This is a genomic window from Clostridium algidicarnis (genome assembly GCF_000703125.1).
Classification (GTDB): domain Bacteria; phylum Bacillota; class Clostridia; order Clostridiales; family Clostridiaceae; genus Clostridium_L; species Clostridium_L algidicarnis.
Window position 1 is genome coordinate 1532222 of sequence record NZ_JNLN01000001.1, and the last position, 22935, is coordinate 1555156.

Annotated in this window: 18 protein-coding genes; 13 read left to right on the forward strand and 5 right to left on the reverse strand. The window is 31.5% G+C overall.

The window, feature by feature from the left end; translation table 11 throughout:
- Positions 1-109 precede the first annotated feature (109 nt).
- From uvrB to BV55_RS0107570, 13 genes are all read left to right on the forward strand, one after another.
- Entirely contained in the window at positions 110-2089 is a 1980-nt protein-coding gene (gene uvrB / locus BV55_RS0107510; protein WP_029452218.1) for an excinuclease ABC subunit UvrB, read from the forward strand.
- Positions 2090-2127: 38 nt separating this feature from the next.
- Entirely contained in the window at positions 2128-4953 is a 2826-nt protein-coding gene (gene uvrA / locus BV55_RS0107515) for an excinuclease ABC subunit UvrA (RefSeq protein ID WP_029452219.1), read from the forward strand.
- Between the two features lie 272 nt (positions 4954-5225).
- Complete coding sequence (locus tag BV55_RS0107520) at positions 5226-5684, forward strand: FHA domain-containing protein (RefSeq protein ID WP_029452220.1); 459 nt, start codon at positions 5226-5228, stop codon at positions 5682-5684.
- Positions 5685-5723: 39 nt separating this feature from the next.
- Complete coding sequence (locus BV55_RS0107525) at positions 5724-6923, forward strand: FtsW/RodA/SpoVE family cell cycle protein (protein WP_029452221.1); 1200 nt, start codon at positions 5724-5726, stop codon at positions 6921-6923.
- A 1-nt stretch (position 6924) separates the two neighbouring features.
- Positions 6925-8403, forward strand: a complete 1479-nt coding sequence (locus BV55_RS0107530; RefSeq protein ID WP_029452222.1) for a peptidoglycan D,D-transpeptidase FtsI family protein — start codon at positions 6925-6927, stop codon at positions 8401-8403.
- Between the two features lie 43 nt (positions 8404-8446).
- Entirely contained in the window at positions 8447-10312 is a 1866-nt protein-coding gene (gene uvrC, locus BV55_RS0107535) for an excinuclease ABC subunit UvrC (protein WP_029452223.1), read from the forward strand.
- 17 nt (positions 10313-10329) lie between these two features.
- A complete protein-coding gene (locus tag BV55_RS0107540; protein ID WP_029452224.1) occupies positions 10330-11058 on the forward strand; it encodes a phosphatase in 729 nt (242 codons plus the stop codon).
- Positions 11059-11153: 95 nt separating this feature from the next.
- The gene (gene murB, locus BV55_RS0107545) at positions 11154-12068 is read left to right on the forward strand and encodes a UDP-N-acetylmuramate dehydrogenase (protein WP_029452225.1); all 915 of its coding nucleotides are present in this window, start codon (positions 11154-11156) and stop codon (positions 12066-12068) included.
- Between the two features lie 144 nt (positions 12069-12212).
- Complete coding sequence (gene hisC, locus BV55_RS0107550; protein WP_029452226.1) at positions 12213-13301, forward strand: histidinol-phosphate transaminase; 1089 nt, start codon at positions 12213-12215, stop codon at positions 13299-13301.
- A 207-nt stretch (positions 13302-13508) separates the two neighbouring features.
- A complete protein-coding gene (rapZ, locus tag BV55_RS0107555; RefSeq protein ID WP_029452227.1) occupies positions 13509-14393 on the forward strand; it encodes an RNase adapter RapZ in 885 nt (294 codons plus the stop codon).
- Positions 14390-15730 carry a gluconeogenesis factor YvcK family protein gene (locus BV55_RS0107560; protein ID WP_029452228.1) on the forward strand — a complete coding sequence of 447 codons (1341 nt, stop codon included), beginning with the start codon at positions 14390-14392 and terminating at the stop codon, positions 15728-15730. Before rapZ ends, BV55_RS0107560 begins: the two co-directional genes overlap by 4 nt.
- A 17-nt stretch (positions 15731-15747) precedes the next feature.
- Positions 15748-16701 carry a DNA-binding protein WhiA gene (gene whiA / locus BV55_RS0107565; RefSeq protein ID WP_029452229.1) on the forward strand — a complete coding sequence of 318 codons (954 nt, stop codon included), beginning with the start codon at positions 15748-15750 and terminating at the stop codon, positions 16699-16701.
- A gap of 2 nt (positions 16702-16703) precedes the next feature.
- Complete coding sequence (locus BV55_RS0107570; protein ID WP_029452230.1) at positions 16704-18005, forward strand: DRTGG domain-containing protein; 1302 nt, start codon at positions 16704-16706, stop codon at positions 18003-18005.
- 103 nt (positions 18006-18108) lie between these two features.
- On the opposite strand, the gene BV55_RS0107575 is transcribed toward BV55_RS0107570, so the two are convergent.
- From BV55_RS0107575 to BV55_RS0107595, 5 genes are read right to left on the reverse strand one after another with little or no spacing between them, the layout of a single operon-like run.
- On the reverse strand, positions 18109-18579 hold the full coding sequence (locus tag BV55_RS0107575) for a hypothetical protein (protein ID WP_029452231.1): 471 nt from the start codon (positions 18577-18579) through the stop codon (positions 18109-18111).
- Positions 18580-18583: 4 nt separating this feature from the next.
- A complete protein-coding gene (locus tag BV55_RS0107580) occupies positions 18584-19471 on the reverse strand; it encodes a glycosyltransferase family 2 protein (protein ID WP_051652446.1) in 888 nt (295 codons plus the stop codon).
- A 2-nt stretch (positions 19472-19473) separates the two neighbouring features.
- On the reverse strand, positions 19474-20811 hold the full coding sequence (locus tag BV55_RS0107585) for a hypothetical protein (RefSeq protein WP_029452233.1): 1338 nt from the start codon (positions 20809-20811) through the stop codon (positions 19474-19476).
- An 11-nt stretch (positions 20812-20822) separates the two neighbouring features.
- Positions 20823-21905 (reverse strand): glycosyltransferase family 4 protein, encoded by a 1083-nt coding sequence (locus BV55_RS0107590; protein WP_029452234.1) that lies wholly within the window; start codon positions 21903-21905, stop codon positions 20823-20825.
- Positions 21895-22929 (reverse strand): mannose-1-phosphate guanylyltransferase, encoded by a 1035-nt coding sequence (locus BV55_RS0107595; protein ID WP_029452235.1) that lies wholly within the window; start codon positions 22927-22929, stop codon positions 21895-21897. Before BV55_RS0107595 ends, BV55_RS0107590 begins: the two co-directional genes overlap by 11 nt.
- Positions 22930-22935 lie beyond the last annotated feature (6 nt).

Here is a 22935-nt window from a genome sequence, read left to right on the forward strand (position 1 = left end):
TAAAGAAAGGTTTTTAGGGAATTATGGTTATTGACAGGTTATAATATTAAGTATAATATAGAGATATATGCAACGAACAGACGTTCAAAATCAGAATGGAGATGATTAAATGGGAGAGTTTAAAATATCCTCGAAATTTAAACCTACTGGAGATCAGCCTCAAGCAATAAATGAGATAGTTAAGTCTATTGAAGACGGAAATAAATTTCAAACTCTTCTTGGGGTTACAGGTTCAGGAAAGACCTTTACTATGGCTAATATAATAGAAAGAGTTCAAAGACCTACATTAATTTTAGCTCATAATAAAACCTTAGCAGCACAGTTATGCTCAGAATTTAGGGAGTTTTTCCCAACTAGTGCTGTAGAGTATTTTGTGTCTTATTACGATTATTACCAACCAGAAGCCTACATGGCGCAAACAGATACCTTCATAGAAAAAGATGCATCAATAAATGATGAAATAGATAAACTAAGACACTCGGCCACATCAGCTTTATTTGAAAGAAGAGATGTTATAATTGTAGCTTCAGTTTCTTGTATTTATGGACTAGGTAACCCTGATGAGTATAAAAAGCTTACTATATCCTTAAGACCAGGTATGATAAAGGACAGAGATGAAGTAATTAAAAAATTAGTAGAGATTCAATATGAAAGAAATGAAATAGATTTTTCTAGGGGTACATTTAGAGTAAGAGGAGATGTTTTAGATATAGTTCCAGCCTCTTCAGAAAGTAAAGGAATAAGAATAGAATTTTTTGGAGATGAAATAGATAAGATAAAAGAATTTGATATATTAACAGGTCACATAATAGGGGAAAGAAATCATGTGTCTATATTCCCAGCCTCTCACTTTGCTACATCTAAAGATAAAATAGATATAGCCATAGAAAAGATAGAAGAAGAATTAGAAAAAAGATTAAAGGAACTTATATCGGAAGATAAGTTATTAGAAGCTCAAAGGATAAGACAAAGAACTAATTTTGATTTAGAAATGATAAAAGAGATGGGATATTGTAGCGGAATCGAAAATTATTCTAGGATATTAGATGGAAGAGCAGCAGGAACTCCACCACAGACCTTAATTGATTATTTCCCAGATGACTTTTTGTTTTTTATAGATGAAAGTCATGTAACGCTACCACAGGTAAGGGCTATGTACGGCGGAGATAGATCAAGGAAGAATTCCTTAGTGGATTATGGCTTTAGACTACCTTCGGCCTTTGATAATAGACCTCTTCAGTTCCCAGAATTTGAAAATAAATTAAATCAAGTATTATTTGTAAGTGCCACACCAGCTGTTTATGAACTGGAACATTCAAAGGTTATAGCAGAACAGATAATAAGGCCTACAGGGCTTTTAGATCCAGAAATAACTATAAGACCAGTTAAAGGACAAATAGATGACTTATATGAAGAAATTCAAAAGACTATAAAAAAAGGGTATAGGGTATTAGTTACAACGCTTACAAAGAGAATGTCCGAGGATCTTACAAAATATTTAAAAGAGCTTAATGTAAAGACCACATATCTTCACTCAGGTATAGAAACTATAGAGCGTATGAGGATAATAAGGGATTTAAGAGTAGGCACCTTTGATGTACTAGTTGGTATTAACCTTTTAAGGGAAGGACTAGACATTCCAGAAGTAGCTTTAGTTGGAATATTAGATGCAGATAAGGAAGGATTTTTAAGATCCGAGACCTCTTTAATTCAAACCATAGGAAGAGCTGCTAGAAATGTAGATAGCAAGGTTATAATGTATGCAGATGTTATAACAAAATCAATTAAAAAGGCATTAGATGAAACTAATAGAAGAAGGACTATTCAAACCGCATATAACGAAGAACATAATATAACTCCAACCTCAATTAAAAAGGATGTTAGAGATATAATAGAGACAACTAAGATAGCAGAAGAAAAGTCGGAATATGACAGCCTAGAAGATGCTATTAATGCAAATAAAGAAAACTTAGAAAAACTTATAGAAGATTATACAAAGGAAATGAGAGAAGCCTCTAAGAATTTACAATTTGAAAGGGCAGCAGAACTTAGAGATATAATATACAAACTTAACAAAAAGAAAAAATAACTAGCTAAGAAAATTTAGAGATAGGATGGTAAGCATGCATGCAAGATAAAATAGTTATAAAAGGAGCAAAGGTTAATAATCTTAAAAATGTAGATTTAGTAATACCTAGGGATAAGCTAGTAGTGTTCACAGGACTTTCAGGCTCTGGAAAGTCTTCACTAGCCTTCGACACACTTTATGCAGAAGGACAAAGAAGATATGTGGAGTCTTTATCTTCTTACGCAAGGCAATTTCTAGGACAGATGGATAAACCAGATGTGGAATATATAGAGGGGCTTTCCCCAGCAATTTCCATAGACCAAAAAACTACCAGCAGAAACCCAAGATCTACAGTTGGTACAGTAACTGAAATATATGATTATTTAAGGCTTTTATATGCTAGAGTTGGTATCCCACACTGTCCTAAATGTGGGAAGGAAATAACTCAGCAATCTATAGATCAAATGGTAGATAAGATTATGGAACTAGAAGAGAGGACTAAAATACAGATATTATCACCTATAATAAGAGGAAGAAAGGGTAGCCATGAAAAGGTATTAGATAATATCAAAAGAAATGGTTTTGTAAGAGCTAAGATAGATGGAAATATGGTAGAACTTACAGAAGAAGAGATAGCACTTGAAAAGAATATAAAACATAGTATAGAAGCAGTAGTGGATAGATTAGTTATTAAAGATGATATAAGAAGTAGACTTTCAGAGTCTATAGAAACTGCATTGAAGCTTTCAGAAGGTCTTGTAATTATAGATGTAATTGATAAAGAACCTATGCTATTTAGTGAGAAGTTTGCATGTGCTGACTGCTCTATAAGTATAGACGAATTAGCTCCTAGATTATTTTCATTTAACTCACCCTTTGGAAAATGCGATAAATGTGATGGACTTGGAACCTTAATGGAAATAGATGAAAATTTAGTAATACCAGATAGAACCAAAAGTATAATGGGTGGAGCTATTGTAACCTGGGGAGAAGGAAGATTGAAAAAAGATTCTTGGACCTTTAGTGTGCTTCAAGCCTTAGTTAAAAAGCTTAAATTTAGCTTAGATACACCTATAGAAGATTTGCCTAAAAATGTAGTGGACATCTTACTTTATGGATTAAAAGATGAAAAGCTTAAGGTTCATTATGAAAAAGAGTTCTCAACAGGACAGTTTAATCATAATTATGAGGGTATTATAAACTCATTAAAGAGAAGATACATGGAAACAAATTCTGATTATATAAAGTCTGAAATAGAGCAGTATATGAGTGATAACCCATGTCCTAAATGTAAGGGTGCAAGATTAAAGCCAGAGGCTCTTGCTGTTACTGTAGGAGATAAAAGCATATTTGAATTTTGCAAGATACCTATAAGAGACGAATTAGACTTCATACAAAATGTTGAGTTGTCAGAAAAGAATAAGATCATAAGTGATCAAATAATAAAAGAAATAAATAATAGATTAAAGTTTTTGATAGATGTAGGACTTGACTATCTTAATTTATCTCGAACTTCAGGTACCCTATCTGGAGGAGAGGCTCAAAGAATAAGGCTTGCAACTCAGATAGGATCTAGCCTTATGGGAGTTTTATATATCTTAGATGAACCTAGTATAGGACTTCATCAAAGAGATAATGATAGGCTTATAAAGACTCTTAAACACCTAAGAGATCTTGGAAACACCTTGATTGTAGTAGAACATGATGAGGATACTATAAGAGAAGCAGACTTTATAGTAGATATAGGACCTGGTGCTGGTGAGCATGGAGGAGAAGTGGTAGTTGCAGGAACTTTAGACAAGGTTAAAAAGTGCAAAAAATCTATAACAGGTCAATATTTAACAGGGAAGAAAACCATAGAGATTCCAGAGGAAAGAAGAAAAGGTAATGGTAATTTTATAAAGATAAAAGGTGCAAAAGAAAACAACCTTAAAAATGTAAATGTAGAGATACCTATTGGCACTCTTACCTTAGTAACAGGGGTTTCAGGTTCAGGTAAAAGTACTTTAATAAATGAAATACTTTATAAAGGCTTAAATAAGATAATAAACAAGGCCAAAGTTTATCCAGGAAGCCACAAAGAAATTTTAGGTTATGAAAATATAGATAAGATAATAGATATAAACCAAGGACCAATAGGTAGAACTCCAAGATCTAACCCAGCTACTTATACTGGAGTCTTTGATATAATAAGAGATGTATTTTCTAAAACCCCTGAATCAAAAATGAGAGGCTATAAGCCAGGACGTTTTAGTTTTAATGTAAAGGGCGGAAGATGCGAGGCTTGCAGTGGAGATGGAATCATAAAAATAGAGATGCAATTTTTATCTGATGTATATGTACCTTGTGATGTATGCAAGGGTAAAAGATATAATAGAGAGACCTTAGAGGTTAAATATAAGGGTAAAAATATTCATAACATACTAGAAATGACAGTAGAAGAATCTCTAAGCTTTTTTGAAAATATACCAAGAATAAAAAATAAGATGCAAACTTTGTATGATGTAGGACTAGGATATATAAGACTAGGTCAACCTTCTACCCAGCTTTCAGGAGGAGAGGCCCAAAGAATAAAACTCGCCTCAGAATTATCGAAAAGAAGTACAGGAAAGACACTATTTATTCTAGATGAACCAACAACAGGACTTCATATAGATGATGTAAGTAGGCTCATATTAATACTACAAAGGCTAGTAGATGCTGGAAACACTGTGGTAGTAATAGAACATAACTTAGATGTCATAAAGAGTGCAGATTATATAATTGACATTGGACCTGAGGGTGGAGAAAAAGGTGGACGAATACTTGTAAGCGGAACTCCAGAAGAAATATCAAAAAATAAGGAATCCTATACAGGAGATTATCTAAAAAGATTACTTCCATAATATAGACATTCAATGTCTTTTAGTTTATTACAACGGAGAAAATTGATTTTAATTATTGAAAATTATTAAAAGGCGATGTTGTCGCCTTTTTTTAAAGGAGATGTATTAATAAAGTAAGATTTATTAACGTAAAATTCATATAATAATGATATAATAATTAAAGTCTATGGTCATAAATGAGTACATACACGTATAATTGTATAGAGGTATTATAAAAATCAAATGGAATAATATTTAGAGTCATAATATTAATTAAGATAAGAGGTGAAAGTATGAGGTTTAATAGACTTTTCGGTCTTCTATTTACTGTTATATTTATTATAATTTTATATGTAATAATCATTTTAGCCTTAAGAATAATGTATAAGGACGTAAAAAATGGTGGAAAGAGTAGTGGAAAGAGTAGTGGAAAGAAAAAGCAGTTAGGTAAGTCATTAGGGCTTGTGGTAGAAGAGCAAGGAGATAATCTTGCGTTGAAAAAAGGAAGCGTAATACCCATAAGAGGATCTATTACCTTAGGTAGAACAGAAGAAAATAACGTGGTTTTATCTGATAAATATGTATCTAGTACACATGCTAAAATTTACTCTAAGAACGATAAATACTTTTTAGAGGATTTAAAAAGCACTAATGGTACAATACTTAATGGAGTAAAAATAAATGGTGTGGTTCAAATATTCGTAGGTGACCAGATTCAAATAGGAAGTTTAACTTTTAAAGTTATAGGATGATAAAAGAATTACAAGTTATATATAAAAGAAGGTGAATATGTGGATAGTATTAAAGATGAAAGAAAGCTATTATTGCTTACTTATTTATTGTGTATGGCAATGTTTCTTAACCTAGGATTTTTAAAAGATCCTTTTGATACAGGCGCTTTAATTATGGGTGGAGTTTTATGTATTCTTATTGGCTATGCTTATTTTATAATAAGAAGGTTCTTCAATGAGGGAGATAAGTTCATGCTTATTTTTGCCTGTCTCTTATCTGTTATTGGTATTGCTATGTTATACAGATTAAAAAGCGTTGATGCAATTAAGCAGACGGTTTGGTTTGCTATTTCAATAACTACCTATATATTGGTAGTGGTTTTATTGCCTGATCTTAAAACTTTTTCAAAGTATAAAAAGATATATATGGTAGGTACATTGATATTTATGTCTATGGCTACATTTATAGGTACAGAAGTATATGGGGCTAAAAACTGGGTATTTATAGGCCCCATTAGCTTTCAACCTTCAGAAGCTGGAAAGCTGTTTTTAGCAGCCTATTTAGCCTCTAGCTTAAAGGATTATAAAACCTTTAAAGACTTAATAGAGCCAGCTATAGTTGTAATTGTATCTTTAGCTTTTATGGTATATCAAAAGGATTTAGGCTCTGTTTTAATTTTCTTTGGTATATCAATAACCATGCTTTACATGGCTACGTCAAAAGTAAAATATATTGTAACTGCATTTGGACTATCTATTATAGGGTCTTTAGCTAGTTATAAGATGTTTCCCCATGTAAGAAAGAGAATTATGATATGGCAGGACCCGTGGAAGTACGCAAGTGATGAGAGCTTTCAAATAATTCAAGGCTTGTTTGCTATATCCTCAGGGGGATTATTTGGTTCAGGATTTGGTCTTGGGCTTCCAGGACTTGTACCTGTACGTACCACTGACTTTATATTTGCTGTAATATGTGAAGAGCTAGGAGTTATAATGGGATTCGGCATTATAATATTGTACTTTTTACTATTTTATAGGTGCATGAGAACTGCAATATATGTAGATGATAAATTTTCACAGCTTATTACAGTGGGCTATAGTGCTATGATAGCAAGTCAAGCCTTAGTAATAATAGGTGGAGTTATGAATGTAATACCACTAACAGGAATAACCCTTCCCTTTGTAAGTTATGGGGGTAGCTCTATACTAACCATGTTCTTTGCTTTAGCTATAATACAAAAGGTGTCAGAGGAGGGATAGCATGAAAAATCATAGCAAGGATGAAATTTTTAAAAATATCAGAAATATACTAGTGATTTTCTTATTATGTTTCTTGGCACTCATAACCTACATAGCATATTTTACAGCTATTAAGGCACCAGATATAGCAAGTATGCCAGAAAACAAAAGGATGCAAGCTAAAAGAAATGAAGTTTTACGTGGAACTATCTACGATAGAAATATGCAAAACCTAACTAAAAGTGAAAAAAAAGATGCCACTACACAAATAAGAGAATATACTGGAGGAGCCATGTTTGTTCATGCCTTAGGATATTCAGATATAACCTATGGACTTACAGGCCTTGAAAAAGAATACGATGAAGAGCTTATGAGTGATAGTAGACTTTCTGTAGATTATGAAGCATTAAAAAATTATTTTAAAAATAGAGAGTTTATGAAGATATTTGGTAAGGGAAAAGAAAAGGTAGGAAATGGTGTAGTTACTACCTTGGATTATAATATTCAAAAGGCAGCCTATGATGTACTAGGCAATGAAAAAGGATCTATAGTAGTATTAAATGTTAAAACAGGAGAGGTCTTAGCTATGGTATCTAAACCAGCCTATGATCCTAATGACCTAAGTGGCGTATGGGATTCCATAGCAAAGGATGAAGAAAATACACCAATGTTAAATAGAGCTGTAGCAGGCCTTTATGCCCCAGGATCTACATTTAAAGTAGTAACTACAGCTAGTTCATTAGAAAACCTTCAAGGGGTTACACAAAGAGTATTTAAAGACGAAGGTAAGCTTGTATTCAATAGCAAGGATTCTTTAAGCAACTTAAATAATGTGGCATTTGGAGACTTAAAGTTAGATGCTGCATTTAGACATTCAAGTAATGTGGTTTTTGGAACTTTAGCTTTAGATTTAGGTAATGCTAAGTTAAAGGATACTGCTGAAAAGTTTTATTTTAACAAAAATATACCTGCAGATGGGTTTATAATAAATAAGGGAAGATTCCCAGAACTCAAAAAAGATGAAAAAGGAAACATAGCCCAAACAGGTATAGGACAGAGTAGTATTTTAGCAAGTCCTATGCAAATGGCTTTAATTGCAAGCACTATTGGTAATAATGGTACTATGATGAAGCCACATTTAGTTAAGAGCATAGTAACTCCAGAAGGTACTAAGATAAAAGATATAGAAAGCCAGCCTCTTGATAATACTGTATCCAAAGAAAATGCACAGATCATAAAAGATTATATGAGGTCTGTGATAACCGGTGGAACAGGTGGCCCTGGAGCCTTTGATGGAACTAATGCTGCAGGTAAAACAGGTACAGCAGACTATAAAGATAAAAATGGAAATGATGCAGCACCACACTCTTGGTTTATTGGCTTTGCACCTTACGAAGACCCAGAGGTTGCTATTGCTGTAATAGTAGAGGGTGGAGGAGCTGGAGGCGGCAAGGCAGCTAAGGCTGCTGGAAAAGTTTTAAAGACAGCTCTTTCTAAGTAATATTAAAAGTTAAGGCTGTGCTTTATATTAGAGGTGATTAATAATGTTTGATTTTGAATATCAGCTTAAGATATTACCAGATAAACCTGGAGTTTATATAATGAAAAATTCATTAGGTGAGGTATTATATGTAGGTAAGGCAAAGATACTTAAAAATAGAGTAAGGCAGTATTTCCAAAGTTCAAAGAACCATTCTGAAAAAGTTAAAGCTATGGTAAGGCACGTAGCTGAATTTGAATATATAGTGACAGATTCAGAAATGGAAGCTTTAATATTAGAATGTAACCTTATTAAAAAATATAAGCCTAAATATAATATATTATTAAAGGATGATAAACACTATCCTTTTATAAAAATAACTACTAATGAGGAATTTCCAAGGGTTTTTGTAACAAGGAGCATGGCAAAGGATGGCAATAAATATTTTGGACCATACACAGATGTATCAGCTGTATATGAAACCATAGAACTTATACAAAAGATCTTTCCTATTAGAAATTGTAAGCTTACAATAAAGGAAGATGGAATTAAGTATAGACCTTGTTTAAACTACCAAATAAAGCTTTGCACAGGGCCTTGTGCAGGTTATATCAGTAAAGAAGATTATAAAAAGCTTATAGATGACATAATTGATCTATTAAATGGCAAGAATAGTAAGATAGTGCAACAACTAAAAAGCGAAATGGATATAGCAGCAGAGGAACTGAAATTTGAAAAGGCAGCATCAGCTAGAGATAAGATGCTAGCTGTAGAAAAGATTGCAGAAAAACAAAAGATATTCTTAGGCCACTTTGAAAATGAAGATTTTATAAATATGTATGGAGACGAGAAAGACACCTGCATGCAGATATTTTTCTTTAGAGAAGGAAAGTTAATTGGAAGAGAACACTTTATGCTTGAAGATACTGCAGGATTTAAAGATTCAGAGATAGTATCCCAGTTTATAAAAAGCTTTTACGGAGGTACAGCCCACATACCTAAAAGTATTTATGTACCAGAAATAGAAGATGGAGAACTTTTAGAAGAGTGGCTTTCCATAAAAAGAGGGAGCAAAGTTGAGCTTAAGATTCCTCAAAAGGGAGAAAAAAAGCGACTTTTAGATATGGTAGAAAAAAATGCAAAGCTCACATTAGAACAGTTTAAATTTAAAATCTTAAGAGATAAAGAAATTCACAAAATTGCACTTACAGAATTTGCAGATTTGTTAAATTTAGATTATATTCCACATAGGATAGAAAGTTATGATATTTCAAATATACAGGGTATGGATTCTGTGGGAAGTATGATAGTATTTGAAGATGGTAGAGCTAAAAATAGCGACTACAGAAGGTTTAAGATAAATACCGTAAAAGGTGCCAATGATTATGAAAGCATGAAAGAAATACTAACTAGAAGATTTAATCGTGGACTATCAGAAGTTAAAAGCATACAAGAGAGAAATATTAAATTAAATGAAGGCAAGTTTCATGTATTTCCTGAAATCATAATGATGGATGGAGGAAAAGGTCAAGTAAATATAGCACTAGATGTGCTAAAAGATTTAAATATAAATATTCCAGTTTGCGGTATGGTGAAAGATGATAACCACAAAACAAGAGGGCTTATATTTAATAATGAAGAGCTAATAATACCAATGAGTTCTAATGTTATGCAACTTATAACAAGGATGCAAGATGAAGTCCATAGATTTGCAATAACTTATCATAGGACTTTAAGAGATAAAAGAATACTTCATTCTATATTAGACGATATACCAAACATAGGAGACAAAAGAAGAAAAGAACTTCTCAAAAAATTTAAAGGCATCGATAATATTAAAAATGCGACCTATGAAGAGCTTATAGAAACTCCATCTATAGACAAAAGGGCTGCAATGAGTATTATAGAGTTCTTTAAAAATCAGAAATAGCAAACAGGAGGAATTTAATGAAATACGTTTTAGATACACATACTCATACAATAAAAAGTGGGCATGCATACAGCACTATTTTAGAAAATGTAAGATGGGCAGCAGATCATGGGATTAAGCTTTTATGTACCACAGATCATGGTCCTAAAATGCCAGGAGGACCTCATGAATTTTACTTTTCAAATCTTAGGGTTTTACCCTTTTACATGGAGGGGATAATCCACCTTAAGGGCTGCGAAGCTAATATAATAGATTTTGATGGTACTTTAGATATATCACCTAGGATTCAATCAAGATTAGATATTATTATAGCAAGCCTTCATGACAATTGTATAACTTCAAGAGGTAGGGAAGAAAATACAAAGGCTATATTAAGAGTTATGGATAATCCTAATGTAGATATAATAGGTCACCTAGGTAATCCTTCATTTCCAATAATAGAAGAATTAGTGGTAAAGGCAGCTAAAGAAAAAAATGTTTTAATTGAAATAAATAATAGTTCATTTAAGTCAAGGCCAGGATGCGAAGAAAATTGCATGAAAATAGCTTCACTTTGCAGGGAGTATAATGTAAATATTGTAATGGGTAGTGATGCTCATATTTGTTATGATATAGGTAAATTTGACAAATCAGAAGAAATATTAAAAAAAGCAAAGGTACCAGATGAGCTTATAATGAATTTAGATGAAAAAAGATTAATTAAATATTTAAAATACAAAGGAAAGCTTAAAGATTATAACCTATAATAGACTAATAAATATAAATATATTATAATATATTTATTGTTATGAAATTAAATAAGAAAAACACTATAACATAAGTAAGTTTGAGGAGAAGTAGAATGAATCATTATAGTTGCTTAATTTCTAAATTAGAAAAGTTATTAGATAAAGAAGATATCTTATTAAATGAGTCAATGAAAAACCATACTTATTTCAAAATAGGGGGAAAAGCAGATATTTTAATTACCCCAAAAACTACAGAAGAACTAATAGCATCAATAAAGATATGTGATGATGAAAAGACTTTATATTATATCATAGGCAACGGATCCAATCTATTAGTTAAAGATGGTGGATTTAGAGGAGTTATAATAAAGCTTAGTAAATTAGACAAGATAACTGTAGATGAAGATAAAATAATTGCTCTTGGAGGAGCGAAGTTAAAAGATATGTCAGGTTGTGCCCTTAAATACAATCTAACAGGTTTTGAATTTGCCTGTGGAATTCCAGGGAGTGTAGGTGGAGCAGTTACAATGAATGCAGGAGCCTACGATGGGGAAATGGTAAATGTTGTAACAGAAGCAGTGGTTATGGATAAAGATTGCAACATTATAACTTTGAAAAATGAGGATTTAGAGCTTGGTTATAGAACTAGTGCAGTTATGAAATATAATTATATTGTTCTAAGCGTAACTATAAAGCTTAAAAAAGCAGATCCTTTGAAGATAAAGGCCAGAATTGATGAACTCACATATAGAAGAGAAGATAAACAGCCCTTAGAATATCCTTCAGCAGGTAGCACATTTAAAAGACCAGAAGGACATTTTGCAGGAAAGCTTATAGAGGATTCTGGACTAAAAGGAACAGTACTTGGAGGGGCAGCGGTATCGGAGAAACACTCAGGATTCATAATAAACAAAAAAGATGCAACGGCAAAAGATATATTAGATCTTATAGAATTTGTCCAAAAAACTGTATCAAAAAACTTTAATGTAGATTTACATCCAGAGGTTAGGATAATAGGAGAAGACTAGAATGAACTACACCTTATTCTTAAAACTTTGTTTCTAAATTGAATAGTTTTAAGCTATTCAATAAGAATATATAAATTAAGATATATAAATAAGGGGGGTGAATCTATCTCTTATATGATCTACTTTTATAAGAGGTAGGGGATTATGAGTTATTCTATCAGAAAAGAAGTACTAAACGTTGAAAAGTATGTGGCTGGAAAGCCTATTAGCGAGGTAAAAAGAGAGCTTGGATTGGATCAGGTTATAAAACTTGCATCTAATGAAAATCCATTAGGTTGTTCTCCTAAAGCTAAAGAAGTTATCAAAAACATGATAAATGATTCGGCACTTTATCCTGATTCAGCTAGTTATGAGCTAAAGCTTGCCCTAAGTAAAAAGTTAAATGTTACTAAGGATCAAATATTTTGTGGCGCAGGCTCAGACTCATTAATAAAGGTTTTATGTAATACCCTTTTATCAGAAGATGATGAAAGCATAATGGCAAGTGTTACCTTCCCAAGGTATGATACGAACACAAGACTTATGGGAGCTAAATCTATAAAGATACCTATGAAAAACAACGGACTAGACATTGAAGCTATGGTAGATGCAATAACAGATAAGACAAAGATAATTTGGTTTTGTAATCCTAACAATCCTACAGGAAATATATTCAAAAAAGAAGAATTTAATAAGATTTTAAAAAGAATACCACAAAGGGTAATTGTAGTTATGGACGAGGCTTACGTTGAATATGTAGAATCTGATGATTTCCCAGATTCCATAGAACTTTTAAAAGAAAATCCTAACATAATAGTATTAAGAACATTTTCTAAGGCTTATGGACTTGCTTCACTTAGATGTGGATATGGAGTTGCAACAGAAGAATTAGTAGGATATTTAAATAGAGTAATTAATCCTTTTGATGTGAATCTTTTTGCGCAAAATGCTGCTATTGCTGCTCTTTTAGATGAAGAATTCTTAAATAAGGTATGTGAAACTAATCATGAAGAAAAGATCTTTTTATATGATGAATTCGAAAAAATGAAATTAGATTATATAAAAACTCATACTAACTTTATTATGGTGAACTTAAATAGAGATGATAAACCAATATATGATGCACTTCTAAAAAAAGGCATAATAATAAGACCAGGGTTTTTACTAGACATGCCTCAGTGGTTAAGAATAACTATTGGAACTAGAGATCAAAATGAAAAGATGATTAAAGCATTAAAAGAGGTCATCGGATAAAATTAAAATAAAAGTATATATGAGATTAAACTGTTACTTTTAGAGGTATTTAAGCTTTAAAATAGACTTTGTTACTATAAATATTTATTATTGTAGTAGCATAGTCTATTTTTTTTAGATTAACATAATATAGATACTTTAAATTATTATAAATAAGAGCCATATGTGTTATAATAAATTTAATTAGCAGGGTATGGGAGTGATACTATGAGATTTTTAATTGTAACAGGCTTATCAGGAGCAGGAAAAAGTGAAGCAACGAGAAATTTAGAGGATTTAGGCTATTTTTGCGTAGATAATTTACCACCAACTTTGATACCTAAATTTGCAGAGGTTTGTATACAAAGTCAAGGTAAACTTGAAAAAATAGCATTGGTTATTGATATACGAGGAGGTCTGTTTTTTGATGCCCTTTTCGAAAGTTTAGTATATCTTAAGAAAAATGATTTTAAATATGAAATATTATTTCTAGAGGCCACAGATGAGGTTTTAGTAAAAAGGTTCAAGGAATCTAGAAGAAGTCATCCTTTAGCAAAGGATGGAAGACTAACTAAGGGCATAGCTCTTGAGCGAGGTAGACTAAAAGAGGTAAAAGAAAAATCAGATAATATTATCGATACTTCAAATTTATCCATAAAAGAGCTTCGTGAAAAGATAAATTCTATTTATGGAGATGGAGGAGATAAATCTAAAGATTTAAGTATCACTATACTTTCTTTTGGATTTAAGTATGGGATACCTTTAGATGCTGATTTAGTTTTTGATGTAAGATTTATACCTAATCCCTTTTATATACCTGAACTAAAAAAGTTTTCAGGACTTGATAATCAGGTTAAAGAATATGTATTAAAGCATGATGAAACAAAAGGTTTTGTAAGTAGACTTGAAGATATGCTGGAATTTCTAATACCAAACTATATAAAGGAAGGAAAAAAGCAGCTCATTGTTGCTATAGGTTGTACAGGTGGAAGACATAGATCTGTAGCTATATCTAGACTTATATACGATAACTTGGTAAGTGAAGGAATAAATGCCAACATAGATCATCGAGATATAAATGAAGATACAAATAAAGGTGGAAAAAAGTTATGAAATTTAGAGATTGGCTAAGACCGGGTATAAAGGTAAAGAGGTGGGTTGTTTTTGCTATATTTGGGATCATCCTTATTATATTTGGCTTGAATGAACTTTCTAGACATATGCTTTATAACTGGTACTATAAAGGCTTTTATATACTACTTAATGTAACAGGTATTTTTATCTTATATATATCTGTAACAGAAGGTATAAAGTCTATAATGGCACTTATAAATAGCGGATATCTGAAATTTTCTATAGACTCAAAAAAATTAGAAAGTTTGATCTATGAAAAACGATTACTTGTTAAAGGGCCTAAGATAGTTGTAATCGGAGGTGGTACAGGACTCTCTACTATGCTTAGAGGTCTTAAGTATTACACCTCTAATATTACAGCCATAGTAACTGTAGCAGATGATGGTGGAGGCTCAGGAGACCTTAGAGAAGACCTTGGAATCTTGCCACCAGGAGATATAAGAAACTGTATTCTAGCCTTGGCAGATACAGAGCCACTAATGGAAGAACTTTTGCAATATAGGTTTGAAGAAGGAAGACTTAAAGATCAAAGTTTTGGAAACTTATTTTTAGCAGCTATGGACGGTATTTCAGATAACTTTGAAGAAGCTGTTAAAAAGATGAGTTCAGTTTTAGCGGTTACAGGAAAGGTTATGCCAGTAACTCTAGAAAACATGGTTCTTAAGTGCGAACTTAAAAATGGTAACATTGTAAAAGGGGAATCAAATATACCAAAAGAGGCCATAAGTCAAAAAAGTCCTATTAATAAAATTATGATTGAACCAAAGGATGCTAAGGCCTTAGTAGATTCTGTGGAGGCCATAAAAACTGCAGATGCTATAATACTTGGACCTGGAAGTTTATATACTAGTGTAATACCAAACCTATTAGTAAAAGATATAGGAGAGGCCATAAAGAAAACCTCTGCTATTAAGATATATGTTTCTAACATAATGACTCAACCTGGTGAAACAGATGACTACACTGTAGTTGATCATGTTAAAGCTATTATTGACCATTCCTATGATGGAGTAATTGATTATGTAATTGCAAATATAGGAGAAATAGGCAAGGAACTTGAAGAAAAGTATTTAGAGGAAAAATCTAAATTAGTAACTAAAGATGAAAAAGAACTTGAAAAGTTAAATATAAAATTAATAGAATCTGATTTTGTAAAGACAACAAAAGGACTTATAAGACACGATTCTGAAAAGTTAGCTTCTGTAATAGTAGAAACTATAATGGATAAAAAGTTATTTTATGATAGAAAGAAGATAATTGAGTACTTCTATCTTTCAGAAAGATTAAAGCAAAAGCAAAATCAAAAGAAAAAGTAGAATTAGGAGAATGAGATATGTCGTTTTCATCACAGGTAAAAGGTGAGCTATGTAGAATTGAAAAAGTAACAAAGGAAGAAGCTTTAGCACAAATATCAGCTATAATGAAGGTCAGTGGGACGCTTACATTTGCTGGGAATAAGCAGCTTAGCTTTAAAATAGCAACAGAAAATCCAGCTACAGCAAGATTGATATTTACATTATTAAAGGAATACTTTAAGATACATGCAAGGCTTTTAGTGAAAAAAAGTAATTCCTTAAAGAAAAATAATTTATATATTGTAATGATTACAGAAGAAATGGGAGTAAGAAGCTTTTTGAAACTTTCTAGTATATTAAAAGAAGAAGAAGGAGTAATATCCTTAGATTATGGAATAAAAGAAGAGTTAGTTAAAGAGGATACTGCTCGTAAAGCATATATAAGAGGAGCATTTTTAGGAGGGGGAAGCATAAGTAACCCCGAAAAGACTTATCACCTAGAATTTGTAACTCATAACATAGAGTACGCAGAGGATTTAAGTAATCTTATAAATACCTATGGTCTAAACTCTAAATTTATCCAAAGAAAAAATAGTTATATAGTATATATTAAAGAGGGAGAACAAATAGTAGACTTATTAAATATAATAGGCGCTCATAACTCCTTATTAGAACTTGAAAATATTAGAATAATGAAGGAAATGAGAAATAATGTAAATAGGCTTGTTAACTGCGAAACAGCTAACCTTAGTAAGACAGTGAATGCAGCTGTAAGACAGGTAGAATGTATTAACTTTATTGAAAGTGAAATAGGACTTGGCAGACTTCCTAAAAATTTAAGAGAAATTGCAGAACTAAGATTAAAATTTCCAGATGAATCCTTAAAGGAGCTTGGTGAAATGTTAGTACCACCTGTAGGAAAATCAGGAATAAATCATAGACTAAGAAAAATAGAAAAAATAGCAGAAGAATTAAGAAAAGAAGGAAGGTAAACATGTCTAAGCATAGCAAAACTGTTGATTATATACTTTCATTAGAACCAGGGCATAAGATATCAGTTAGAGGCATAGCAATTGAACTTGGCATTAGTGAAGGTACTGCATATAAGGCTATAAAAGAATGTGATGAAAAGGGTATAGTATCCACCATACCTAGAGTAGGCACTATTAGAGTTGATAAATTAAAAAGGAAAAAAAGTGAATCTTTAACCTTTGCTGACGTAGTTAATATAGTTGGAGGCAGTATAATAGCTGGAAGAAGCGGTATACATAAGTCCCTAAAAAAGCTAGCCATAGGAGCCATGACCATAGAGGCTATGTCTAAATATATAGAACCAGGATCACTTCTTATAGTTGGAAATAGAGACCTAGCACAAGAATTAGCTCTTAATAATGGAGCCGCAGTACTTATAACCGGTGGATTTCAATGCAATGAAAAAGTAAAAAGATTAGCAGATGAAAAGTCCTTACCTATTATTTCCTCTAAATATGATAGTTTCATAACGGCTACTATGATAAATAAGGCCATGACTGAAAATACCATGAAGAAAGATATTATATTAGTGGAAGACATAATGAAAAAGGATCCTTATTATTTAAAGGTAAATCATACTCTAAATGATTGGAAGAGAATGGTGAGTGACACCAACTTTGTAAGGTATCCAGTGGTAGATGAACATATGAAGGTTGTAGGTATAATAACATCTAAAGACTTATCTTTAGATGTAGATATAAATCAGCCCATAGGAAAGATAATGTCTAAAAATCCTATAACAGTGACACCAAAGACTACAGTTGCCTATGCGGCTTATGTTATGGGACTTGAAGATATTGAACTTTGCCCCGTAATAGATGGGAAAAAGCTTATAGGCATAATAAAAAGAGATGATGTTACAGACACCTTTGCATATATGACAAGGCAACCTCAAAGGTCAGAAAGCCTAGAAGAATTAATATTAGCAAATTTTGAATATGAAGTTATAGGAGATAAAACTATATTTACAGGTAACATAGCATCAGAGATGATAGATTCCATTGGAACAGCCTCTTGGAGTTCTCTTAATATGCTTTTATCAGCAGCAGCTATTACAGCTTTAAGAGAAAGAGATATAAATGTTTCTGTAGATAATATAAGCACTTACTTTATGAAACCACTTCAATTAGATACTAAAGTTACCTTAGAAGCAGACATAGTTGATATGGGAAGAAATTACTGCAAGGTAGAAGTTAACATGATAAATTCTAAAAGACAGCTTATAGGTAAGAGTATGTTATCAGCAAAAATGCTAGGAAATTAGGCATAACTTAAATAAATATATAGGTATAATATATATAAACTTATACCAAAAAGATCCCGTTGCTATATGAAACAGGATCTTTTTTAATCACTTCAAAATCACTTTAATTAGTAGGTTTAATACTGTCTATATTCTTTTCAAAGCCATCCTTCCACTTGCTAGGCATATTGCTAGGTATAGAGGATCTAGCTTCATTTATAGCATGGGAACTTTTAACTTCTTTTGCCTTATTTATTGAATTCGTAACTCTAGTTAAAATTACTTGCTGAGCACTATCAAGTTTAACTGACCATGCTACTATTTGGCTACTGTAGTCGCCCTCTTTATTATTGGCTACAATATAGTCCTTAAACTCATCAACAAGCTCTCTAGCAGCTAAAATATCTTCTTGTAGTTCATAGGAATCCTTATCCTTATTATCTACAGCTAGAGTTACCGAATTATTTACCTTTGAGTATAGTTTATTAAAATTAAAATCTATAAAATACTCTTGGTTTTTAGGACCAAAGGTTAATCCTACAAGCATTAATATTGTAACTAAGATTATAGAAATAAGTTTCACCTTTTTACTCATAGAATTACCTCCTTACTTTAAGTCCTTTGATTAATGCTTTTGCCTTATCATTTCTACCTTTAAATATGTATTCAATAAGTTTTATACCTCGTGTAGTGTAAAAGAATATATTTAGCCTTAAATACTTTAGAGAGGTTAACTTATGTTTATACTTTTTCATGAACCTTAGCCTATTTCTAGTATTCCATTCTATAGCAAAAGGGGATTCCGATTCCCCAGAGGCAGCACCTATTTTATGATAGATAATACTTTTAGGGTTATAAAATATTTTATATCCGTTTTCTTGAAGTTTTGCACAAAAGTCTACATCTTCATAATACATAAAATATTCCTCAGGCAAAGGTCCAAGCTTTTTAATTACATTACAATCTATAAGCATAAGACATCCTGTAGCAAAGGTTATTTCCCTTTCCTTTAAAGTCACATCATTTAATCTTTTGCCTTCATTTGTATGGTAGCCATAAAATTTGTCCCACCTTATTTCACCACCATCATACCAAATCTTTAGCTTATCATAATAATTTAATATTAAACCTGTGGTAATAGCAACCTGCTTTTTAGCTTCCATAGAATCTACTAAGTGATTTAAAAAGTCCTTTTCCACAGTGGTATCATTATTTATAAGTAACACATAATCTGCACCTTTATTAAGAGCATATTCTATACCTACATTATTTCCAAAGGCAAAGCCACCATTTCTACCAGAGGATATAACATGATGCTTTTCGAAAGTAGCTTCTTTAAGTAAATCAAGTGAACCATCCTTTGAGTCATTATCCACTATTACTATTTCATAGCAAGGGTAATTTATATTTTCTAGGCTGGCTACAGCTTCTAAGGTGTCTGTAACACCCTTATAATTTAATAATATTATAAATACTTTTTTATCCATAGTTATCCTCTTTTAATATTCTTGTGAATTTTAATTTTGTTTAAAATACCTTGTAAAATACCTTTTTTCATTAAGACTTCTACAAGTAGTATAAGCAAAATGTTTAATATTAAAACTGGTATCTTTAATGAGTTAACAAATACACTCCATAAAAGCATATTTAGTATATTTATATATATTATAATAGCTCCTAGAGCGGAAAATTTAATCTTCCTTTTTATAAGAGCAATTCCAAAGTAGGCTAGTGCTACAAAAATAGATACATATATAATTACACCTAAATATCCTAAATCCTGCATAGCATCTGGTATAAATGAAGCTGCATTTAATCCTACCTTGTTTTGTAAGTAAGGAGTGTAGGCATATCTACCTTTAACCCAAGCCTTATAGGAAGAACCTTTATTAATTAAATTAGCAAAGAGCTTTATAAAAGGATAAAATAAGTTGTTAAAATAGGTAAGCTGAACACCTTGATTTATCAGCGAAAAAGAAGCATTTTCTAGAGGGCTTGTGAGGTAGATGTAACTCCATAAAAAGCTGGAAGGTGTATTATTACTCATTTGATAATGTTCTTGGATAGTTTTATGAAATATATTTTTTAAGACATAATCCATTCTCATATCACCAAGGTAACCAAAGAGTTGTAAAAATGCTATTAAGCTTAGTAAAAGTAAAGCATAAATGGTATATAGCTTCTTTTTAGATATTTCACTTTTTATTTTAACTAAGTTAAACAATTCATAAATATAGATGGCCACAAGAATAAATGATAAAGGGCCTCTATTTAGAGTTAATATCAAAGTACCAAGGCTTAGGCAAAATATTATTCCATCTACTAGTTTTTTATTAGACCTAAATAGTATGTATTTAATTTGAGTACATAATACTAACATATAAATTATATACCCATCATAATGATTCATTTGTTGCTTATTTATCTTGTTTTCACTAAGAATAGCAAGTCCATATTTTTGCACGTTAAGCAAAAATACTATAAAGGCAACTATAAATATTAATGTGGATAATATAGAATATATATTAGTATATTCTTTATTATCTTTTATATCTTCTATGTTAATTAGTATATCTTCTTCATTTAGGTATATTTTTTTATTTGCCATAAAAAATACAAAGCAAATCAATAAAACCACTAGGTTTATTTGCCATGTGGGGTTATATAGATTACTTAGCCTTAAATTATATAGGGCTATGTTAAGCATCCAAAGTATAAACATTACCTTTATAGCATCCCCTAAAATTGATAGCCCTTGTTTCTTATACCCCTTAAATATAAATATGCTTAATAAAATTAGCTGTATTATTCCTATAAAATAAAACATATATAATTCTCCTATTTCAAAATATCGTAGATTTCTTTAGCTGTCTTTTTCCAAGAAAATCTTTTAATATTTTCCTTTGATTTTTCTATAAGGTCTTCTCTTAATCCTGGAACAGTTAGTATAGATTCCATCTTTTCTTTAAGATCTGATAAATCATTATCTTTAAAGATTAACGCAGCATCACCATAAACCTCTGACAAAGAGGAGTTATCTGAAGCTATTACCGCAGTGCCACAACCCATAGCCTCTAGTATAGGAAGACCAAAGCCCTCATATAAGGTAGGAAATACAAAGGCCTTAGAGTAATAATAAAGGCTTGGTAGATCTTCATCTGGAATATAGCCTATGAAGTTAACCTTTTCTTCTATATTTAATTCATGAGTTAGTTCTTTTAATTTCATTATGTACTCTGAATCTTTTCCTACTATTATAAGCTTTAAGGGTATCTTTATATTTGATATGGCTTTAATAGCTATCTCTAGGTTCTTATGTGGATAGGATGCACCTACCATAATCATATAATCATAATTTATCTTATACTTTTCTAAGGTACTTATATTAGTATTTTCTATATTAAACATCTTAGTATCATATCCATTTGGTATTACGTGGATCTTACTTTCATCCACCTTATAAAATTTCAATATATCCTTTTTAGTGTTTTCAGATATTGCCACTATTTTATATGACTTTTTTAATAATATAGGCATTAAAATTTTATAATATTTATTTTGATGCTTTGCAACCTTTGGGTAGTACAAGGGAATGAAATCGTGTATTGTTATTATTTGCTTTGACCTTGAGAATAGGGATATATATTGAAAGGGATGATAAATAATCTCATCCTTTTTCACCTTAAAAGGAAGTATAAGCTGTGTCCAAAGCAATCTAGCAAGGCCACCTCTTTTTTTATAACTAGGCTTTACGTATTTATTTATCTTTTCAGTTTTAATACCATCTATATCTACTGGCGATAGCACTCTAATACTTTCATCTTGTTTATATAGTTCTTTAATCACATTTCTTGCATATATACCAAGGCCTGTTGGGCGCTCATCTAAAATACTAGAGTTTATGACTATCTTACTCCCCATAGGTTTTTAGCTCCTTTATCTTTGAAATATCATCTCTATTTACTATCATGATTTCGTTAGCAGTTTCTATAACTATTAGGTTTTCTACACCCATTATATAAGTCTTCTTGCTTGTCTTTATTATATTATCTTTACTTTTTAAGATAGCTACGCTGCCATCTATAACATTATTATATTTATCTGTATCCTTATATCTTGATAGACTGTTCCAGCTACCGAGATCATCCCAGCCAAAATCTCCTGGTATTACATAGATATCTTTTGCTTTTTCCATTATTCCATAATCAACGGATATTGCATCTACCTTCTTGTAGTTTTCTTTTACGCTATTTTCATCATGAAAATTTATATTGTTTATAAGCTTATATGTTTTAGGCAAAAACTTCTTTGTAAGTTCTATTATGGTTGAAACCTTCCATATAAACATACCGGAGTTCCAAAGATAGGACTTATCCTTTACATACTTTTCTGCAAGACTTAAACAAGGCTTTTCTTCAAACCTATCTACCTTGCTTATTTCAGTAGTATCTACATGATATTTATCATCACTTAAATGGATATAGCCATACCCTGTATCAGGCCTGCTAGGCTTTATACCAATAGTTAACACAGCCTTATTATTTTCTTCAACGAACTTTTCACCAAGCTTTAAAGTGTTCCTGAACTTTTCTTCATCTAATATTAGGTGATCTGATGGTAAAACAACAATAGTTGCATCTTCATAGATATTTCTTATGTAAAATGAAGATAAGGCTATACAAGGTGCTGTATTCTTTCCCTTAGGCTCTACTATGATATTTTTCTTAGACAGCTTTGGTAGATGCTCTTCTATTAAGTCTGTATACTGACTTGCAGTTACTATAAAGATTCTTTCTAAAGGGATTATCTCTTCAAGCCTTTTAACAGTATGCTGTATCATTGATTTTTCTCCTAAGATATTAAGAAATTGCTTTGGCTTTTCATCTGTTGAAATTGGCCAGAAACGTTCTCCCTTACCACCTGCCATTATTAAAGCACATAGCATAGTTCA